This window comes from Pseudomonas cyclaminis (assembly GCF_015163715.1).
GTDB lineage: Bacteria > Pseudomonadota > Gammaproteobacteria > Pseudomonadales > Pseudomonadaceae > Aquipseudomonas > Aquipseudomonas cyclaminis.
Window position 1 is genome coordinate 1 of record NZ_JADDUM010000050.1, and the last position, 18,320, is coordinate 18,320.

Sequence of the window (18,320 nt, forward strand, 5' to 3'; positions counted from 1 at the left end):
TGCCGGCGCCGCGCTGGTGGATGACCCGCGTGTCGCGCTGATCAGCGCCACCGGCAGCACGCGCATGGGGCGCGAAGTGGCGCCGAAAGTCGCCGCACGTTTTGCCCGCAGCATCCTCGAACTGGGCGGCAACAACGCCATGATCCTCGGCCCAAGCGCCGACCTGGACATGGCCGTGCGCGCCATTCTGTTCAGCGCCGTCGGCACCGCCGGCCAGCGTTGCACCACCCTGCGCCGCCTGATCGCCCATGAGTCGGTCAAGGAAGAGATCGTCACCCGCCTCAAGGCCGCCTATTCCAAAGTGCGCATCGGCCACCCGCTGGAAGGCAACCTGATCGGCCCGCTGATCGACAAACACGGCTTCGACAACATGCAGGACGCCCTGGAGCAGGCCTTGAGCGAAGGCGGCAAGGTGTTCGGCGGCAAGCGCCAGTTGGAAGATAAATTCCCCAACGCCTACTACGTATCGCCGGCGATTGTGGAAATGCCCGAGCAAAGCGACGTGGTGTGCACCGAAACCTTCGCGCCGATTCTGTACGTGGTGGGCTACAGCGATTTGCCGAGGCTCTGCGGCTGAACAACGCCGTGCCCCAAGGCCTGTCGTCGTGCATCTTCACCACGGATGTGCGCGAAGCCGAGCAGTTCATGTCGGCGGTGGGCAGTGACTGCGGCATCGCCAACGTCAACATCGGCCCGAGCGGCGCGGAAATCGGCGGCGCGTTTGGCGGCGAGAAAGAGACCGGTGGCGGGCGTGAGTCGGGTTCGGATGCGTGGCGCGGGTATATGCGTCGGCAGACCAACACCGTGAACTATTCGCTGGAGCTGCCATTGGCCCAGGGCATTACCTTCGACTGAAGTTGGAATGCAGTAAAAAATGTGGGAGGGGGCAAGCCTCCTCCCACATTTGAATCGCATTTGCAGCTTGGAATAGATGTTTGTTAGGTCTCACCGGAGTCTGGCAATGGCACTACGCGAAACATGTTTGTGGGAACACCTCACCCCCAGCCGGCCCGATCGCGCCGCGCTCAAGGGCGAGTTGACAGTGGACGTGTGCGTGATCGGCGCCGGTATTACCGGACTATCGGCCGCCATTCACCTGCTGGAGCAGGGCAAAAGCGTCGCCGTGCTGGAAGCCCATCGCACGGGCCACGGCGGTTCAGGTCGTAACGTCGGGTTGGTGAACGCCGGGTTGTGGATCCCGCCGGATGACATCGAGGCCGGTTTCGGCGAAGCGGTGGGCAGTCAGCTCAACCGCATGCTTGGCGCCGCACCGTCCCTGGTGTTCAGCCTGATCGACAAATACAACATCGATTGCCAGCTGCGCCGCGAGGGCACCTTGCACATGGCGCACAACGCCCGTGGCGAGGCGGATTTGCGCAGTCGTGAAGAACAATGGAAACGCCGCGGCGCGCCGGTAGAGCTGCTCACCGGCCAGGCCTGCGAGCATGCCACCGGCACTAAAAAGATTGCCGCCGCCTTGCTGGATCGGCGGGCGGGTACCTTGAACCCGATGGCCTACACCTCTGGGTTGGCCAATGCTGCGGTCGGACTGGGTGGGCAACTGTTCGATCATTCGCCGGTCACCCAATTGGAACGCCAGGGTGCGCTGTGGTCGGTGCAGACCCAGCACGGTGCAGTGCAGGCTGCACAGGTGGTGATTGCTTCCAACGCCTACACCGAAGGCGAATGGACCGAGCTGCGGCGTAACTTTTTCCCCGGTTATTACTACCAGGTCGCCTCGGCCCCGCTCACCGATGACGCCGCCCGGCAGATTCTTCCTGGCGGCCAGGGTTCGTGGGACACGCGCCAGGTCTTGAGCAGCATCCGTCGGGATGCCGAGGGTCGTTTGTTGCTCGGCAGTCTGGGCAACGGCAACCAGAAACCGGCGTGGTTCCTCAAGGCGTGGGCCGATCGGGTGCAGCAACATTACTTCCCGTATCTCAAATCGGTGCAGTGGGAATACACCTGGACCGGCTGCATCGCCTTCACCCCCGACCACCTGATGCGCCTGTTCGAGCCAGCCCCGGGCCTGGTCGCCGTCACGGGCTATAACGGGCGCGGCGTGACCACCGGCAGTGTGGTCGGCAAGGCGTTCGCCGACTACTTGTGTCACCAGGATCCCCAGGCGCTGCCCATTCCCTTCGCGCCGATGCAACCCCTGGCCGGCGTTGGCCTGCGCAGCTGCCTGTATGAAGCGGGATTCTCGCTGTATCACGCCGGGCAATGCTTGCGGATCGTGATCTGATCAGCGAAATACCGCTCAGAAGCCTGCATTTTCTTAGCCGGCTACTAATCTGTATTGGTGCAGGTCGTAGCAGTTACGCACTGTAAATGTGCAGTTCCGTTACGCACGCTGTTACAGGTGTAGGGACTGCGGTTTATCCATCCGGTTGCAGGTGGCACCTGTCAGGGTTGTACTTTTTTCGGTGGCTGGTTGCACCTGCCTGGACTAGAGGGTTGCACGTCCTGGCAGGCGGCTTCGAAACGCCTGTAATAACAATGACACCGTGTCTTTTTGAAGAATAAAAACGTAATGGCACGGGGCTTGCTCTGAGCTTTCAGTGAAAAGTTTGAATGCAAGTTGTCGTGCCAAAAATCAAAAATATCGGAGCACCACTCATGTCCCAGACGTTTTACAAGAAAGGTTTTCTGGCCCTCGCCGTTGCAGCGGCGCTGGGTGTTTCTACGTTTGTTCAAGCTGATGTGAAGATTGGCGTAGCGGGGCCGATGACCGGCGCCAACGCCGCTTTCGGTGAGCAGTACATGAAGGGTGCCCAAGCGGCAGCCGATACGATCAACAAGGCTGGCGGCATCAACGGCGAGAAAATCGTGCTGGTTGCCGGTGACGATGCGTGTGAGCCAAAACAAGCCGTGGCCGTGGCCAACCGCCTGGCTGACCAGGACAAAGTGATCGGCGTGGTCGGGCACTTCTGCTCGTCCAACACCATCCCAGCGTCCGAGGTGTATGACGAAGCGGGCATCATCGCCATCACCCCAGGCTCCACCAACCCGCAAGTCACCGAACGCGGCCTGGGCGCCATGTTCCGCATGTGCGGCCGTGACGACCAGCAGGGCATCGTCGCCGGCGACTACATCGTCGATGTGCTCAAGGGCAAGAAAGTCGCGGTCATCAACGACAAGGACACCTACGGCAAAGGCCTGGCTGACGCCACCGCTGCCCAGTTGACCAAGCGCGGCGTCAAGCCGGTGCTCGAAGAAGGCCTGACCCGTGGCGAGAAAGACTTCAGCGCCCTGGTGACCAAGATCCGTTCCACTGGCGCGGACGTCGTGTACTTCGGCGGCCTGCACCCGGAAGCCGGCCCGCTGGTTCGCCAGATCCGTGAAGCCGGCCTCAAGGACGTCAAGTTCATGTCCGATGACGGCATCGTGACCGACGAACTGGTGGCCACCGCTGGCGGCAAGCAGTACGTCGATGGCGTGTACATGACCTTCGGCGCCGACCCGCGCCTGCTGCCGGACAGCAAGGCTGTGGTGGAAGAGTTCCGCAAAAACGGCACCGAGCCTGAAGGCTACACCCTGTACGCCTACGCGTCGGTCCAGGCCCTGGCTGCCGGCTTCAACGGTGCCAAGTCCAACAAAGGCGAAGACGCCGCCAAATGGCTCAAGGCCAACCCGGTCCAGACCGTGATGGGCAAGAAGGAATGGGACGGTAAAGGCGACCTGAAAATCTCCGACTACGTGGTTTACCAGTGGGATAAAGAAGGCAAATACCACCAGTTGGAAAAGCAGAAGTAATCCATGTGGGAGGGGGCTTTCCCCCGATAGCGGAGTGTCAGTCAACAGTTGTTCAGCTGACCCACCGCATCGGGGGCAAGCCCCCTCCCACATTGGACAGTGTTGTTATTGATGTCTGTCTTTTCCTCCAGAAGCGCCGCACACCTACCGGTGTGCAGGTGCTCACCGCGTGAGATTGCGTTATGGATGGTATTTTCCTGCAGCAACTGGTCAACGGCCTGACCCTCGGGTCGGTCTATGGCCTGATCGCCATCGGCTACACAATGGTCTATGGCATCATTGGCATGATCAACTTCGCCCACGGCGAGGTTTATATGATTTCCGCTTACCTCGCGGCGATCAGTCTGGCACTGCTGGCTTACTTCGGCATCGAATCCTTCCCGCTGCTCATTCTCGGCACTCTGGTCTTCACCGTGGTCGTCACCGGCGTGTACGGTTGGGTCATTGAGCGTGTCGCCTATAAACCGCTGCGCAACTCCACCCGACTGGCCCCGCTGATCAGCGCCATCGGTATCTCCCTGATCCTGCAGAACTACGCGCAGATCGCCCAGGGTGCGAAACAACAAGGCATTCCAACCCTGCTGGCCGGCGCCTGGCGCGTCGACATCGGCAGCGGCTTCGTGCAGCTCACGTACACCAAGGTGTTCATCCTCGTAGCGGCCTTTGCCGGCATGGCGTTGCTCACCTACATCATCAAGTACACCAAGCTCGGCCGCATGTGCCGCGCCACCCAGCAAGACCGCAAGATGGCTTCGATCCTGGGTATCAACACCGACCGCGTGATCTCCTACGTGTTTGTCATCGGTGCCGCCATGGCCGCCCTGGCCGGCGTGCTGATCACCCTCAATTACGGCACGTTCGACTTCTATGCCGGCTTCATCATCGGCATCAAGGCATTTACCGCAGCGGTACTCGGCGGCATCGGCTCCCTGCCTGGGGCGATGCTGGGCGGGATCATCCTGGGTATTTCCGAGTCGCTGTTCTCGGGGTTGATCAACTCTGACTACAAAGACGTGTTCAGTTTCTCCCTGCTGGTGGTGATTCTGATTTTCCGTCCCCAGGGCCTGCTGGGTCGCCCGCTCGTGGCTAAGGTGTAAACATGTCTGCTGCCAAACCTATCGATATCAAGAAAAGTGTCGTCGATACGATCCTTGCCGGGCTGATTTCGCTGATCGTGTTCGGTCCGATCGTCGGCGTGGTCCTCGACGGCTACAGCTTCAACCTGGAACCTGCGCGCGTGGCCATCCTGGTCGCCATCGTGATGGTCGGGCGCTTTGCCCTCAGCCTGTTCCTGCAAACCCCCAAGGGCCTGAAGATTCTGCAGGGCTTCGAGAGCAGTGGGTCCGGCGTGCATGTGCTGCCACCGGACTACAAATCGCGGTTGCGCTGGATCATTCCGGCACTGATCGTGATCGCCATCGTGTTCCCGATCTTCGCCAACAAGTACCTGCTGACCGTGGTGATCCTCGGCCTGATCTACGTGTTGCTCGGCCTGGGCCTGAACATCGTGGTCGGCCTGGCCGGCTTGCTAGACCTGGGTTACGTGGCGTTCTACGCCATCGGCGCCTACGGCCTGGCATTGGGTTATCAGTACCTCGGCCTGGGCTTCTGGAGCGTGCTGCCCCTGGCGGCCATCGCGGCGGCGCTGGCGGGGTGCATACTCGGCTTCCCGGTATTGCGAATGCACGGTGACTACCTGGCCATCGTGACCCTGGGTTTCGGTGAAATCATCCGTCTGGTGCTCAATAACTGGCTGTCGTTCACCGGTGGCCCGAACGGCATGCCGGTGCCTTCACCGACGTTCCTCGGCCTGGAATTCGGGCGCAAGGCGAAGGAGGGCGGGATTCCGTTCCACGAATTCTTCGGCCTCGATTACAACCCCAACATCAAGTTCATGTTCATCTACATCGTGCTGTTCCTGGTGGTGCTGGCTGTGCTGTACATCAAGCACCGCCTGACGCGCATGCCGGTCGGCCGCGCCTGGGAAGCCCTGCGTGAGGACGAGATCGCCTGCCGCTCCATGGGCCTGAACCACGTGCTGGTCAAGCTCTCGGCGTTCACCATCGGTGCTTCTACCGCAGGTCTGGCCGGGGTGTTTTTTGCCAGCTACCAGGGCTTCGTCAACCCGTCGTCGTTCACGTTCTTTGAGTCGGCGCTGATCCTGGCCATCGTGGTCCTGGGCGGCATGGGCTCGACGGTCGGCGTGGTGATCGCGGCGTTCGTGCTGACCGTGGCGCCGGAGTTGCTGCGCAGCTTCTCTGAGTACCGCGTACTGCTGTTTGGTGTGTTGATGGTGGTGATGATGATCTGGCGACCACGCGGCTTGATCCGGATCAGCCGTACCGGTGTGACCCCACGTAAAGGAGTGGCGCCATGAGCAAGGAAGTCGTCCTGTCCGTGGAACATTTGATGATGCACTTCGGTGGCATCAAGGCCTTGAGCGATGTGAGCCTCAAGGTCGAACGCAACTCGATCTTCGCCCTGATCGGCCCCAACGGCGCTGGCAAAACCACGGTGTTCAACTGCCTCACCGGTTTTTACAAAGCCAGCGGCGGCAAGATCGAACTGAATATCCGTGGCAAGCAGACAAACGTGATCCAACTGCTGGGCGAGCGCTTCAAGGCCGTCGACTTTGTGTCGCCGAAAAGCTTCCTCAGCCGCGTGTACTACAAGATGTTCGGCGGCACCCACCTGGTCAACCGAGCCGGTCTGGCACGGACTTTCCAGAACATTCGCCTGTTCAAGGAAATGTCGGTGCTGGAAAACCTGCTGGTGGCCCAGCACATGTGGGTCAACCGCAACATGCTCGCGGGCATCCTCAACACCAAGGGCTACCGCAAGGCCGAGAGTGACGCGCTGGATTGCGCGTTCTACTGGCTGGAAGTCGTCGACCTGGTGGACTGCGCCAACCGCCTGGCTGGTGAGCTTTCCTACGGCCAGCAGCGCCGCCTGGAAATCGCCCGCGCCATGTGCACCCGGCCGCAGATCATCTGCCTGGACGAACCCGCAGCGGGCCTCAACCCCCAGGAAACCGAAGCACTCAGCGCGATGATTCGCCTGCTGCGCGACGAACACGACCTCACAGTGGTGCTGATCGAACACGACATGGGCATGGTGATGAGTATTTCCGACCACATCGTGGTGCTGGACCACGGCAACGTGATCGCCGAGGGCGGGCCGGAAGCGATCCGCAACGACCCGAAAGTGATTGCCGCCTACCTGGGTGCCGACGAAGAGGAGCTGGTATGAGCGGGCCTATCCTCGAAATGAAAGACCTGGACGTGTTCTACGGCCCGATCCAGGCCCTGAAAAAAGTCTCGCTGCACATCAACGAAGGCGAAACCGTCAGCCTGATCGGCTCCAACGGCGCGGGCAAATCCACACTGCTGATGTCGATCTTCGGCCAGCCTCGGGCAGAGTCGGGGCAGATTCTGTACAACGGCGTCGACATTACCCACAAGTCATCCCACTACATCGCCTCCAATGGCATCGCGCAGTCGCCGGAAGGGCGGCGGGTATTCCCTGACATGACCGTCGAGGAAAACCTGCTGATGGGCACCATCCCCATCGGCGACAAGTACGCCCAGGAAGACATGCAGCGCATGTTCGAGCTGTTTCCAAGGCTCAAGGAGCGGCGTACCCAGCGGGCCATGACCATGTCCGGTGGCGAGCAGCAAATGCTCGCCATCGCCCGTGCACTCATGAGCCGGCCCAAGCTGTTGCTGCTGGACGAGCCGAGCCTGGGGTTGGCGCCGATTGTGGTGAAGCAGATCTTCGCCACACTGCGTGAACTGGCCGCCACTGGCATGACCATCTTCCTGGTGGAGCAGAACGCCAACCACGCACTGCGCTTGTCGGACCGGGCGTATGTGATGGTCAACGGCGAGATTCGCCTTACAGGCACGGGTAAGGAGCTGCTGGTGAACGAGGAAGTGCGCAACGCCTACCTCGGCGGCCACTGATCTAAATCACAACGCAGTACCCCTGTGGGAGGGGGCTTGCCCCCGATAGCGGTATGCCAGTTTCAGCTGTTCTGACTGACAAATTGCTATCGGGGGCAAGCCCCCTCCCACATTTGTTTTGTGGTGTTCACAAGACCGATCCCAAATTGTGGAAAACAAATCCAGCCCTCCTCCAAAGCGCGACATATAGCCGCCGCAAATCCCTGTTTTGTCACACTTTTGACTTGTCCCCATCCACTGTGGAACCGGCTGTGGGTAACGTGGGAGTAGCTGGCTGAACGCCTTTAAAACCGTGGCCTGTAGCGCGTCGGTTGTTTTTTGATCAGGCGCTTTTTGGCGACCGGCCGAGGGGTTTGTCAACCTGTTTAAAGACACAGGTATATGACCGAAATATGACCCTTCAGCCTGTGGATAAGTCTGTGGTTAAACTCTGGAAAGACCTCCGCAGAGGCCGGAATGACTGGCCTGGAGCCATCGTCTGGATTTTCCCTCTGTCGACAGGCCTACATACGCCCTCGCCAAGGTCAAGCAAAAAACTTTCTAAAACCGCCTGAAAGCCTTGTACACAGCGGCTTGCGGTGTTTTGCACTTGCCCCCAAAGACTGTGGGCGCAGTTGTGGATAACCTGCGCGTATATGGCTGCAGGCCACGGTTCATATAGCGTTGCTTGAAGTGATCAAAAAGTGATCAGTTGTAGATGAAGGTGTGCGCTTAGCGGTTGCCGCGACGGCGGTGTAAGGGCATTCTGCTGGCTGTTTTTTTTCCCGATGCCCGCAAGGAGAACACCATGTCCGACACGCTGTTTATTACTGGCGCAACCTCAGGTTTTGGCGAAGCCTGCGCCCGTCGTTTTGCTGATGCCGGTTGGAAACTGGTGCTCACTGGCCGTCGTGCCGAACGTTTGAATGCCTTGGTTGAAGAGCTTTCCAAGCAGACTGAAGTGCACGGCCTGGTCGTGGACGTGCGTGACCGCAAGGGCATGGAAGACGCCATTGCCAGCCTGCCGCCATCGTTCGCCACACTGCGTGGCCTGATCAACAACGCCGGCCTGGCCGTGGGCACTGATCCTGCGCCCAAGTGCAGCCTCGACGATTGGGAAACCATGGTCGACACCAATATCAAAGGGCTGCTGACCACGACCAATCTGCTGCTGCCGCGCTTGATCGCTCACGGTCGTGGCGCCGGGATCATCAACCTGGGTTCTATCGCCGGTAACTACCCTTACCCTGGCAGCCACGTATATGGCGGCTCCAAGGCGTTCGTGAAGCAGTTCTCCCTGAACCTGCGCTGCGACCTGCAAGGCACAGGCGTGCGCGTGACCAACATCGAGCCAGGGCTGTGTGAGAGCGAGTTCTCGCTGGTGCGCTTCGGCGGTGACCAGGCGCGTTACGACGCCACCTACGCCGGCGCTGAGCCGATCCAGCCGCAGGACATTGCCGACACGATCTTCTGGGTGATGAACACCCCGGCGCACGTCAACATCAACCGCTTGGAGCTGATGCCGGTAAGCCAGACCTGGGCCGGGTTTGCGATTGAGCGGGGCGGTAAGTAAGACTTTAAGCCGAGTCGCTGCCATCGGGGGGCTTGCCCCCGATGACGTCAAATCGGCCAAAACAGGCCATAAGGTACACTCCCCCCCTGAAAACCCCACCGCACCCAGCGGTTCAAAGGTTTTGACGGGAGGAAATGTGAGTAACCGAGGTGAGCAGGCACTGCTCAAACAATCGACGATTCTGATGTTCGCGGTCGCGATCGCCGGGATCGTCACGGGTGTGATATCCGGCGCCCAATCCATTCTGTTCGACGGCTTTTTCTCGCTGATCGCCACCGCCATCAAGGTGTTGATGCTGATCACGGCCAAGCTGATCGCCAAGAAAAGCAACGCGCGCTTCCAGTTCGGCTATTGGCACCTGGAGCCCTTGGTGCTGCTGATCGAAGGCAGTTTTCTGTTGTTGATCGCCATCTACGCGTTCCTCAACGGCGTGTTCGGCATTATCAATGGCGGGCGCGAGATCGAGTTGGGCCTGGTGATCATCTACGCGGCAGTGTTTACCGTCGTGGAATTCGCCTACTTCTTCTACGTGCGCTACCGCAACCGCACGCTCAAATCATCGTTGATCCAGTTCGACAACATCAGTTGGCTGGTGGACGCGATGCTGTCGGTGGGGTTGCTGATCAGCTTTCTGGCGGCGCTGTTGCTCAAGTCACAGGGCTATGACGAGTGGGCAGTGTATGTCGACCCGTTGATCCTGATCCTGCTGGCCCTGAGCATGCTGGCGCCGGCCTTCAAGATCCTGCGCCCGGCGTTGCGCGAGGTGCTGGGGATTGCTCCCGACCACTTGGACGACAAAGTGCGCGAAGTGATGGATGCGGCCCAGGCCAAACATGGTTTCGACGACTACGTATCCTACGTGCAGAAGCACGGGCGGGCGCGGTTTATCGAGATTCATGTGGTGCTGCCGGCGGATTACCCGGTGGCTAACGTCGCCACGCTGGACAGGCTGCGCGAAGAGATATCCACAGGGCTCGGCACGCCGGATGCAGCGCGCTGGTTGACGATCAGCTTTACGGGTGACCGTAAGTGGATTGCGTGAGGCCCTGATAGCAGGTCGCCAAGTGATACGGCGTGGTCGACGGCATGTCCCGTCGGCTCACGGCGCCGTTGGCGTCCAGGCATTCGTTCCAGCCTTTTGCATGCAAGAAGTGCTGTTGCAGCGCCAGCAATTGGCGTTGCAGCACCGCTTCGCTATTGGGCCGCAAGGTCAGCGCCCGCAGGTACTCGGCCTGGGCCCAGATACGTTGGGTCGCGTCACGCACAGTACCGTCAAGGGCGAGCATGCCGCTGACTGCGCCGGTTAACGTATCCACACCCTTCTGCTCGGCGTAGGCAAATGCCCGGGTCAGTGAGGCATGCAACGGCGTGCCGCGTAATACGGACGACGATTCCAGCAAGAAGAACCACTCGAACTGATGCCCTGGCTCGAACCAGTTATCCACAGCACCCAGCGGTTTTTCCATCATCACGCCCTGCTGGCGATCGATGAAACGCTGCTGCATGGCCGTCGCCAAGGCCAGCAACGCCGCTTGTACCTCGGCGTCTTCACGCACCGCGAGGGTGGCGAGAAAGCCTTCGGCCAGGTGCATCAACGGATTTTGCAGCGGACCGGACTTGAGGGATGACCAGTTACGCTCCAGCACCGCCTCATACAGGCCATCGCCCGTGGCGAAACGCTCAGCGACCACTTCAAGGGCCGCATTGAGTACCGATTCGACCAACGGTTCGCGCACTTTGGCCCAGTAGTGGGCGCAGGCGAAGATGATGAAGGCGTGGGTGTAGAGGTCTTTGCGTTTATCCAGCGGCTGCCCGGCCGGGTCGATGCTGTAGAACCAGCCGCCGTGCTCTGCGTCGTGGAAGTGCCTTTGCAGGGAACGGAACAGCGCAGCGGCACGTTCTTCGGCGAAGGCCGCGTCGGGTTCGCCGATCAGGCTGGCGAACAGGTACAGCTGTCGTGCACAGGCCATGGCGCGATAGCGTTGCGGCGGCAAAGGCCGATGATCGGCATCCAGCGCCTCATAGGGCAGCGCCAACTCGGCATTCCAGCCTGGGCCCTGCCAGAGCGGCACGATCAGGGTGTGGAAATGGGTGAGTACGGAATTCAACGTGGGCTGGGAAGCGATGGGCATTGGCTGGCGTCGTCACGGCAGGGGTGTAGGCGCGCATGGTAGCAGAGGGGCAGAGGGGCAGCTTCAAGTTGTGAGCTGCAAGCCGCAAGTAAGAGCCGTTCGGCTTCTACTTGCAGCTTGCAGCTTGCAGCTTCTAGCTGACTAGCAACCAACCCCCAGTCGCCGCCGATGCCGCTCCAGCAACCCGCACCAACGGCGCCGCCGCTGCCGGCAGAAAACGTACCACGGCATACCCGGCCGCGTGCAATGCAGCGGTCGCCCCGACAAACCCCGCGGCATACGCCCAAGGGCTGGACATATCCGGCAGTTCCAGACCATGGGCGACCCCATGGAACAGTGCAAACAACGCCGTAGCGCCCACGGCCATGAACAGCGGCGGACGTACCGCCAGCGCTACAGCCAGGCCCAGGGCCAGCACCGACGCGGCAATCCCGCTTTCCAGCGCCGGCAATGCCAGGCCTTCAAAACCCAACACGCCGCCAATCAGCATGGTGCCGACAAAGGTGCACGGCAGGGCCCAACGGGCGGCGCCTTTTTGCTGCGCCGCCCACAGGCCGACGGCAAGCATGGCCAGCAAGTGATCGAGGCCGCCCAATGGGTGGCTGATACCGGCCACCAGGCCATTGTCGCCATGACCCGGATGCGCGAAGGCCAACGCCGGGGCGAGCAGCAGGGCGGCGGCGGCGAAGAGTTTGTTGAGGCTCATAGACAGGTTCCTTATGGGTTGATCAGGCGGCAGTGGTCAGCAGGCCCTGGCGTTCGATAAAGGCGACGATCTCGTCCAGGCCGACGCCGGTTTTCTGGTTGCTGAACACAAAGGGTTTACCGTTGCGCATGCGCTGGGTGTCGCTGTTCATCAGTTCCAGCGACGCACCGACCAGGGGGGCGAGGTCTATCTTGTTGATCACCAGCAGGTCGGACTTGCAGATGCCTGGGCCACCTTTGCGCGGCAGCTTGTCGCCCGCGGAGACATCGATCACGTAGATGGTCAGGTCCGACAGTTCCGGGCTGAACGTGGCCGAGAGGTTATCGCCGCCGGACTCCACCAGGATCAGGTCCAGGCCGGGGAAACGCCGGTTGAGTTGATCTACCGCTTCCAGATTGATCGAGGCGTCTTCACGGATGGCCGTGTGCGGGCAGCCGCCGGTTTCTACGCCGATGATGCGCTCGGGCGCCAGAGCCTGGTTGCGCACCAGGAAGTCGGCGTCTTCGCGGGTATAGATATCGTTGGTGACCACTGCCAGGTTGTAGCGGTCGCGCAGCGCGAGGCACAGGGCCAGGGTCAGGGCGGTTTTGCCGGAGCCGACCGGGCCGCCGATGCCGACGCGCAGGGGTTGTGTGTTCATGTGCTTCTCCAAATAAAGCGCTCCTAGGAACGGAACAGGCGGCTGTACTGGCGCTCATGGGCCATGCACGCCAGGGACAGGCCGAACGCGGCGCTGCCGAAATGATGGGGGTCGATGCGGGCGGCATCCTGCTGGGCCTGTTGCAGCAGCGGCAGCAGCTCACTGGTCAGGCGCTGGGCGGCTTGTTGGCCCAGGGGCAGGGTCTTCATCAGCACGGCCAGTTGGTTTTCCAACCAGCTCCATAGCCAGGCGGCGAGGGCGTCGTCGGGGCTGATGGTCCAGGCGCGTGCCGCCAGGGCCCAGCCCAGGGCCAGATGGGGTTCGCGGCGTTGCTCAAGAAAGGTGCGGGCCTGGCTGTCCAGTTCCGGCAGGCCGTTGAGCAATTGTTGCAAGGAGTAGCCCATCTGGCGGCTTTCCTGATACAGCTCGCGGGTCTCACGGCTGGCCTGGTGCGCTTCGCACAGTTGCGTGAGTGTCGGCCAATCCTGCTCGGCCGCAGCGCGGCAATGGGCAAGCAGCAGCGGCGCTTCGAAACGCGCCAGGTTCAACAGCAACTGGTCGCTGATCCAGCGGCGAGCGCTGGCGGCGTCCTTCACGCGGCCATTCTCCACGGCCATCTCCAGGCCTTGGGAATAGCTGTAGCCGCCAATCGGCAGTTGCGGACTGGCCAGACGCAGCAGCGCCCAGGCTGGATTCATAAACGCACGCCGAACTGGTGCAATTTGGGCGGGTAGTTGAAATCTTCATCGCCATGGCGCGAATGATGATGGCCGCCGCCATAGGCGCCGTGCTCCGGCTGGAACGGTGCTTCGATCGTCTGCGTGGTGGCGCCCAGCTGTTCAAGCATGGCCTTGAGGACATAGTCATCAAGCAGGCGCAGCCAGCCATCCCCAACCTGCAACGCCACGTGGCGGTTACCGAGGTGATAGGCGGCGCGGGTCAGTTCAAACGCGTTGGCGCAGGTGACGTGCAGCAGTTGTTCAGGCCGCGCGCATACACGTACGACACGTCCGTCTTCAGCCTGTAGGCATTCGCCATCGTGCAGCGGCGGCTGGCCACGCTCCAGAAACAAGCCGACGTCTTCACCGTCGGCACTGAAACAGCGCAGGCGGCTCTTGCTGCGTGCTTCGAAGTTCAGCAGCAACTCAGCGGCCCAGAGGGCTTGGGGGGCGATTCGGCGGTGGATCACCAGCATCAGAAAGCTTCCAGCTATGAGCGATGAAACAGCTAGAGCAAGGTGCTTGCCAACCCGGAGGGTGAGTAGGAATTCCTTGTAGGAGAGCCCTTTGATGCCACTAAACAGGGCGTTTAGAGAATTCAGGATCGACCCAAAATGGTGCGCGATATTGCTGGCCGCACCGGTTATGAGCGTTTCGGATTTGTCCTACGAGATATAGGGATTCGGCGTTCATCGCGTTACGTAAGGAATCATTAGGCTTTGCGCCGTATTTAATTCCCTGCGACGTTCATCATGTTCAAATCATTGTGTTGTTTAGTCATTGTCAGCCTGTCTTTTGTTGTGTCATCGGCTTCGGCCAATTTGCAGCCTCGACCTGCCTTCGCGTCGTCACTTAAAAGCGGAGCAATCGATAACGTGATCGACCGCGCGCATGAGTTGCTGGGCACGCCGTACAAATGGGGCGGCACTTCCGCGAAGCAAGGGTTCGATTGCAGCAGTTTCCTGGTTTACCTGTTCAAGACCGAAGCCAATATCCAGATCCCACGCACGACCGCGGCGATGCACCGATCGACGCCGCTACTATCCAGCGCAGTGCGCTCAAGCCCGGCGATGCGGTGTTCTTCAAGGGTAATGGGCGCGGCCAGGTCAGCCATGTGGGTCTTTATATAGGCCAGGGCAAATTCATTCATTCGCCGCGCACCGGCAAGACCGTGCGTATCGATTCGCTGAGCAACAGCTACTGGAACAAGAGCTACACCACCGCCAAGCGTTTCCATCCGGCGGGGTGATCGGCTTACTCGGTGCTGCCCAGGCCCTGCCAGTGCTTGAGGCCGATAAAGATGAAGCGCAGTTGCTGGGTGATTTTCGCCTGCGGCGTGAGATGGGCCGGTAAGGCGTGCGCCGGCGGGTCGATGATGTCGGGGAGGGTGGCGAACACGCTTTTGACAATCAGGTCGGCCATCACGTGCAGGCCCTCGCTGTCCAGGTGCTGCAACTTGGGCATCAGGGTCAGGTCGGCCGCCAGGTCACGGGTGATGTCTTCGCGCAAGGCGCTGATGGCTTGGCGCACAGCCAGGCAGCCGCCATATTGCTCGCGGGCCAGGAACAGGAATTGCGAACGGTTGGCCGAGACCACATCGAGAAAGATCCTCACCGAGGCGTCGATGATGCCGCCCATCACGAACTCGTTGTGGCGCACCAGGCGAATGGTAGCGCGAAAGGTCTGGCCGACTTCACTCACCAGGACGAGCCCAAGCTGGTCCATATCGGCAAAATGGCGATAGAAACCGGTGGGCACAATGCCGGCCGTCTTCGCCACTTCCCGCAGGCTCAGGCTGCCAAACCCACGGCCACACTCCATCAGATGGCGGGCAGCGTCCATCAGGGCAAGGCGGGTCTGTTGCTTCTGTTCGGCGCGGGGCAGCATGGGCGGGGGCTTTGTCGGCAAGTACAGCGACGCACTCTAGCAAAACAGCTCTGTTGGCGTCGAACTTGGCGGGGAGGCGTTGCGTGGCAGGGTCTACAAAAAGTCAAAAGCCCGATCGGGTGATCGGGCTTTTTTCTGGGCTACCATAGGGTTAGCTCTGTGCTTGATTTTGTTCTTTCAGGCGATCCGAACCATCTTCGGCAACACCTTCAGTGTAGGCGCGCTTGCTGATTTGATCGGCACCGTCTTCAACCAGGCCATTCTCATGCAGGCGATCGCTGCCGTTTTCGGTCAGGCCTTCGGCGTGAGCGCGTTTGCTGATCTGATCCGAACCGTTTTCTGCAACAGCGCCTTTGGCGTAGTCACGGGCATCTTCTTCTTGCGAACCGCTACGGGCCAGGGTCTGGCTGAAGTGCACGGCGTCGGCTTTGACTTGTGGGGTGACCTGTTCAGCGGCTGGCAGGGCAAAAGCGCTGGAAGCCAGGATGGACAACAGAACGGTAGCGAGTACTTGGCGTTTCATGATGGTTGCTCCTTGGGAGGGCGATAAAGTGGGTACAGGACTAATGCTACTCTCGATATGTCGATATAAAAGTTCATAAACACAATGGTAATAATCAACAGAATTGATTGTTCCTCGCGGAGGCTCTAGACCGGACCTCTCAAGCACGCGGTTTTGCACCTTGGTGGGTATTTTCGACACGAACCTGGGTAACAATGGTGCGCCGTCGATGATCGGATTTGTCCGGTCGATCAGGAAAATGGCTTTTTGCGACTAAATCGGCCACTGGGTTAAACCCCCGGACGGTTTACCAGTCGTACCCTTATGAGCTGTAGTTCAGCTAGTCGTGTTGAGGAGTCCTGTGCAATGACGCGCACTCGTAAAATCGTCGCCTGGAGCTGCGCCAGCTTCGTTCTGTTAATCGCCGTAGCGGTCCTGGTCCTGGTGTTTTTTGACTGGAACCGCATCAAACCGCCCCTCAATGCCAAAGTTTCCGAAGAGCTGCATCGCCCGTTTGCCATCAATGGCAACCTCGCCGTGGTGTGGCAACGCGAGCCCGATGAAGGCGGCTGGCGTGCCTGGGTGCCGTGGCCCCACGTGATCGCCGAAGACCTGACCTTGGGCAACCCCGATTGGTCGAAAAAACCGCAGATGGTCACGCTGAAAAAAGTCGAACTGCGTATTTCGCCCCTGGCCCTGCTGGTGCAGCGCGTGGTGATCCCGCGTATCGACCTCACCGAACCGAGCGCCGAGTTGCAGCGCCTGGCCGATGGCCGGGCCAATTGGACCTTCACGTTCGACCCTAAAGACCCGAATGCCGAACCCTCCAATTGGGTGGTGGACATCGGCGCCATCGGCTTCGACAAAGGCCACGTGACCCTCGACGACCAGACCCTCAAGACCCAGCTCGACGTGATCATCGATCCCCTGGGCAAACCGATCCCGTTCGGTGAAATCGTCGGCGATGCCGATGCCAGGAAGGCCCTGGAAAAAGGCTCCGCGCCCCAGGACTATGCGTTCGCCCTCAAGGTCAAAGGCCAGTACCACGGCCAGAAGCTGGACGGCACCGGCAAGATCGGCGGCCTGCTGGCCCTGCAGGATGCGGCCAAGCCGTTCCCGCTGCAGGCCCAGGTCAAGATCGCCGACACCAGCATCGCCCTGGCCGGGACCTTGACCGACCCGCTCAACCTCGGCGCCCTCGACCTGCGCCTGAAACTGTCCGGCAGCAGCCTGGGCAACCTGTACCCCCTGACCGGCGTCACCCTGCCGGACTCGCCGGCCTACGCCACCGACGGCCACTTGATCGCCAAGCTGCACGAGGCCAGCGGCGCGTCCTTTCGCTACGAAAACTTCAACGGCAAGATCGGCAACAGCGATATCCACGGCAACCTCGGCTACGTCGCCAGTCAGCCACGGCCCAAGCTCAGCGGCGCATTGGTGTCCAACCAGTTGCTGATGGCTGACTTGGCCCCCTTGATCGGCGCCGACTCGAACGCCAAGCAAAAGGCCCGTGGCGGCGAAAGCAAACAGCCGGCGACCAAAGTGCTGCCGGTGGAAGAGTTCCGCACCGAACGCTGGCGCGACATGGATGCCGACGTGGAATTCACCGGCAAACGCATCGTGCACAGTGCCGAGTTGCCCTTCACTGACCTCTACACCCACGTTGTGCTCAATGACGGCGAGCTAAGCCTGGAACCCCTGCGTTTCGGCGTCGCCGGCGGCAAGCTCGATGCGCAGATCCGCCTGAATGGGCGCATCACACCGATGGAAGGTCGCGCCAGGCTGACCGCACGCAACTTCAAGCTCAAGCAACTGTTCCCGACCTTCGAACCGATGAAAACCAGCTTCGGTGAACTCAACGGCGATGCCGATATTTCCGGGCGCGGCAACTCCGTGGCGGCGCTGCTGGGCAGCTCCAACGGTGACCTGAAGATGCTGATTAACGACGGCGCCATCAGCCGTGGCCTGATGGAAATCGCCGGGCTCAACGTCGGCAACTATGTGGTGGGCCGTTTGTTCGGCGACAAGGAAGTGAAGATCAACTGCGCGGCGGCGGACTTCGGCATCAAGACCGGCCTGGCAACCACGCGGCTGTTTGTGTTCGATACCGAGAACGCCATCATCTACATCGACGGCACCGCGAACATGGCCACCGAACAGCTGGACCTGACCGTCACCCCGGAATCCAAAGGGTTCCGCCTGTTCTCCCTGCGCTCGCCGCTTTACGTGAACGGCCCGTTCATCAAGCCCAATGCCGGCGTGAAGGCTATTCCATTGGCCTTGCGCGGCGCGGGCATGGTGGCACTGGGCGTGATCGCCGGCCCTGCCGCCGGGTTGCTTGCGCTGGTCGCCCCAAGTGGCGGCGAGCCCAATGAATGCGCACCGCTGCTGCAACAGATGAAAGAAGGCAAGGCGCCAAAGACCGTGAAGGGCTAACCAAATGTAGGAGGGGCTTGCCCCCGAT

At 60.7% G+C, this 18,320-nt stretch carries 16 protein-coding genes and 2 pseudogenes; 11 read left to right on the forward strand and 7 right to left on the reverse strand.

The genetic code is table 11. From position 1 onward, the window contains the following. The 9 genes and pseudogenes from IQK56_RS08350 to IQK56_RS08390 form a co-directional block, all read left to right on the forward strand. Window positions 1–855: pseudogene (locus IQK56_RS08350) on the forward strand (aldehyde dehydrogenase family protein); the annotation flags it as partial. A 106-nt stretch (window positions 856–961) separates the two neighbouring features. Further along, window positions 962–2,245, forward strand: coding sequence for an L-pipecolate oxidase (gene amaA, locus IQK56_RS08355; RefSeq protein ID WP_150674937.1), 1,284 nt, complete (start codon window positions 962–964; stop codon window positions 2,243–2,245). Window positions 2,246–2,619: 374 nt separating this feature from the next. Next, window positions 2,620–3,756 (forward strand): branched-chain amino acid ABC transporter substrate-binding protein, encoded by a 1,137-nt coding sequence (locus IQK56_RS08360; RefSeq protein ID WP_099583653.1) that lies wholly within the window; start codon window positions 2,620–2,622, stop codon window positions 3,754–3,756. Window positions 3,757–3,938: 182 nt separating this feature from the next. Next, window positions 3,939–4,853: an ABC transporter permease subunit gene (locus tag IQK56_RS08365; RefSeq protein ID WP_012721939.1), complete on the forward strand. Its 915-nt coding sequence runs from the start codon at window positions 3,939–3,941 to the stop codon at window positions 4,851–4,853. Window positions 4,854–4,855: 2 nt separating this feature from the next. Next, window positions 4,856–6,133 (forward strand): high-affinity branched-chain amino acid ABC transporter permease LivM, encoded by a 1,278-nt coding sequence (gene livM / locus IQK56_RS08370; protein ID WP_112193155.1) that lies wholly within the window; start codon window positions 4,856–4,858, stop codon window positions 6,131–6,133. Then, the gene (locus IQK56_RS08375; protein ID WP_122308437.1) at window positions 6,130–7,005 is read left to right on the forward strand and encodes an ABC transporter ATP-binding protein; all 876 of its coding nucleotides are present in this window, start codon (window positions 6,130–6,132) and stop codon (window positions 7,003–7,005) included. Before livM ends, IQK56_RS08375 begins: the two co-directional genes overlap by 4 nt. Further along, entirely contained in the window at window positions 7,002–7,718 is a 717-nt protein-coding gene (locus tag IQK56_RS08380; RefSeq protein ID WP_078740437.1) for an ABC transporter ATP-binding protein, read from the forward strand. The genes IQK56_RS08375 and IQK56_RS08380 overlap by 4 nt, the downstream gene beginning before the upstream one ends. Before the next feature lie 787 nt (window positions 7,719–8,505). Further along, window positions 8,506–9,270, forward strand: a complete 765-nt coding sequence (locus IQK56_RS08385; RefSeq protein ID WP_112193157.1) for an SDR family oxidoreductase — start codon at window positions 8,506–8,508, stop codon at window positions 9,268–9,270. 136 nt (window positions 9,271–9,406) lie between these two features. After that, window positions 9,407–10,312 (forward strand): cation diffusion facilitator family transporter, encoded by a 906-nt coding sequence (locus tag IQK56_RS08390; RefSeq protein WP_150760904.1) that lies wholly within the window; start codon window positions 9,407–9,409, stop codon window positions 10,310–10,312. Here the strand turns inward: IQK56_RS08390 and IQK56_RS08395 are convergent. The 5 genes from IQK56_RS08395 to ureE all read right to left on the reverse strand — a co-directional run bounded on the left by IQK56_RS08395 (window position 10,284) and on the right by ureE (window position 13,943). Continuing rightward, the gene (locus IQK56_RS08395; protein ID WP_150760905.1) at window positions 10,284–11,402 is read right to left on the reverse strand and encodes an AGE family epimerase/isomerase; all 1,119 of its coding nucleotides are present in this window, start codon (window positions 11,400–11,402) and stop codon (window positions 10,284–10,286) included. The two genes, IQK56_RS08390 and IQK56_RS08395, sit on opposite strands and share 29 nt — an antisense overlap. A gap of 133 nt (window positions 11,403–11,535) precedes the next feature. After that, window positions 11,536–12,108: a HupE/UreJ family protein gene (locus tag IQK56_RS08400; protein ID WP_193862039.1), complete on the reverse strand. Its 573-nt coding sequence runs from the start codon at window positions 12,106–12,108 to the stop codon at window positions 11,536–11,538. A gap of 22 nt (window positions 12,109–12,130) precedes the next feature. Next, entirely contained in the window at window positions 12,131–12,748 is a 618-nt protein-coding gene (gene ureG / locus IQK56_RS08405) for an urease accessory protein UreG (RefSeq protein WP_099583647.1), read from the reverse strand. A 23-nt stretch (window positions 12,749–12,771) separates the two neighbouring features. Beyond that, on the reverse strand, window positions 12,772–13,446 hold the full coding sequence (locus IQK56_RS08410; protein WP_193862040.1) for an urease accessory protein UreF: 675 nt from the start codon (window positions 13,444–13,446) through the stop codon (window positions 12,772–12,774). Further along, window positions 13,443–13,943 (reverse strand): urease accessory protein UreE, encoded by a 501-nt coding sequence (gene ureE / locus IQK56_RS08415; RefSeq protein ID WP_099583645.1) that lies wholly within the window; start codon window positions 13,941–13,943, stop codon window positions 13,443–13,445. The genes IQK56_RS08410 and ureE overlap by 4 nt, the downstream gene beginning before the upstream one ends. Before the next feature lie 276 nt (window positions 13,944–14,219). Here ureE and IQK56_RS08420 point away from each other — a divergent pair. Next, window positions 14,220–14,716: pseudogene (locus tag IQK56_RS08420) on the forward strand (C40 family peptidase). Window positions 14,717–14,721: 5 nt separating this feature from the next. Here IQK56_RS08420 and IQK56_RS08425 read toward each other — a convergent pair. Next, window positions 14,722–15,354, reverse strand: a complete 633-nt coding sequence (locus IQK56_RS08425; protein ID WP_122308431.1) for a TetR family transcriptional regulator — start codon at window positions 15,352–15,354, stop codon at window positions 14,722–14,724. A 151-nt stretch (window positions 15,355–15,505) separates the two neighbouring features. Continuing rightward, on the reverse strand, window positions 15,506–15,877 hold the full coding sequence (locus IQK56_RS08430; protein ID WP_122308430.1) for a hypothetical protein: 372 nt from the start codon (window positions 15,875–15,877) through the stop codon (window positions 15,506–15,508). A gap of 345 nt (window positions 15,878–16,222) precedes the next feature. Here IQK56_RS08430 and IQK56_RS08435 point away from each other — a divergent pair, with 345 nt between their 5' ends. Beyond that, window positions 16,223–18,292, forward strand: coding sequence for an AsmA family protein (locus IQK56_RS08435; RefSeq protein WP_193862041.1), 2,070 nt, complete (start codon window positions 16,223–16,225; stop codon window positions 18,290–18,292). Window positions 18,293–18,320: the final 28 nt, after the last annotated feature.

Bases quoted from the DNA above. Each gene is read 5' to 3' on its own strand.
- amaA (WP_150674937.1), top strand. From the start codon at position 962: ATGGCACTACGCGAAACATGTTTGTGGGAACACCTCACCCCCAGCCGG.
- IQK56_RS08360 (WP_099583653.1), top strand. From the start codon at position 2,620: ATGTCCCAGACGTTTTACAAGAAAGGTTTTCTGGCCCTCGCCGTTGCA.
- IQK56_RS08365 (WP_012721939.1), top strand. From the start codon at position 3,939: ATGGATGGTATTTTCCTGCAGCAACTGGTCAACGGCCTGACCCTCGGG.
- livM (WP_112193155.1), top strand. From the start codon at position 4,856: ATGTCTGCTGCCAAACCTATCGATATCAAGAAAAGTGTCGTCGATACG.
- IQK56_RS08375 (WP_122308437.1), top strand. From the start codon at position 6,130: ATGAGCAAGGAAGTCGTCCTGTCCGTGGAACATTTGATGATGCACTTC.
- IQK56_RS08380 (WP_078740437.1), top strand. From the start codon at position 7,002: ATGAGCGGGCCTATCCTCGAAATGAAAGACCTGGACGTGTTCTACGGC.
- IQK56_RS08385 (WP_112193157.1), top strand. From the start codon at position 8,506: ATGTCCGACACGCTGTTTATTACTGGCGCAACCTCAGGTTTTGGCGAA.
- IQK56_RS08395 (WP_150760905.1), bottom strand. From the start codon at position 11,402: ATGCCCATCGCTTCCCAGCCCACGTTGAATTCCGTACTCACCCATTTC.
- IQK56_RS08400 (WP_193862039.1), bottom strand. From the start codon at position 12,108: ATGAGCCTCAACAAACTCTTCGCCGCCGCCGCCCTGCTGCTCGCCCCG.
- ureG (WP_099583647.1), bottom strand. From the start codon at position 12,748: ATGAACACACAACCCCTGCGCGTCGGCATCGGCGGCCCGGTCGGCTCC.
- IQK56_RS08410 (WP_193862040.1), bottom strand. From the start codon at position 13,446: ATGAATCCAGCCTGGGCGCTGCTGCGTCTGGCCAGTCCGCAACTGCCG.
- ureE (WP_099583645.1), bottom strand. From the start codon at position 13,943: ATGCTGGTGATCCACCGCCGAATCGCCCCCCAAGCCCTCTGGGCCGCT.
- IQK56_RS08425 (WP_122308431.1), bottom strand. From the start codon at position 15,354: ATGCTGCCCCGCGCCGAACAGAAGCAACAGACCCGCCTTGCCCTGATG.
- IQK56_RS08430 (WP_122308430.1), bottom strand. From the start codon at position 15,877: ATGAAACGCCAAGTACTCGCTACCGTTCTGTTGTCCATCCTGGCTTCC.
- IQK56_RS08435 (WP_193862041.1), top strand. From the start codon at position 16,223: ATGACGCGCACTCGTAAAATCGTCGCCTGGAGCTGCGCCAGCTTCGTT.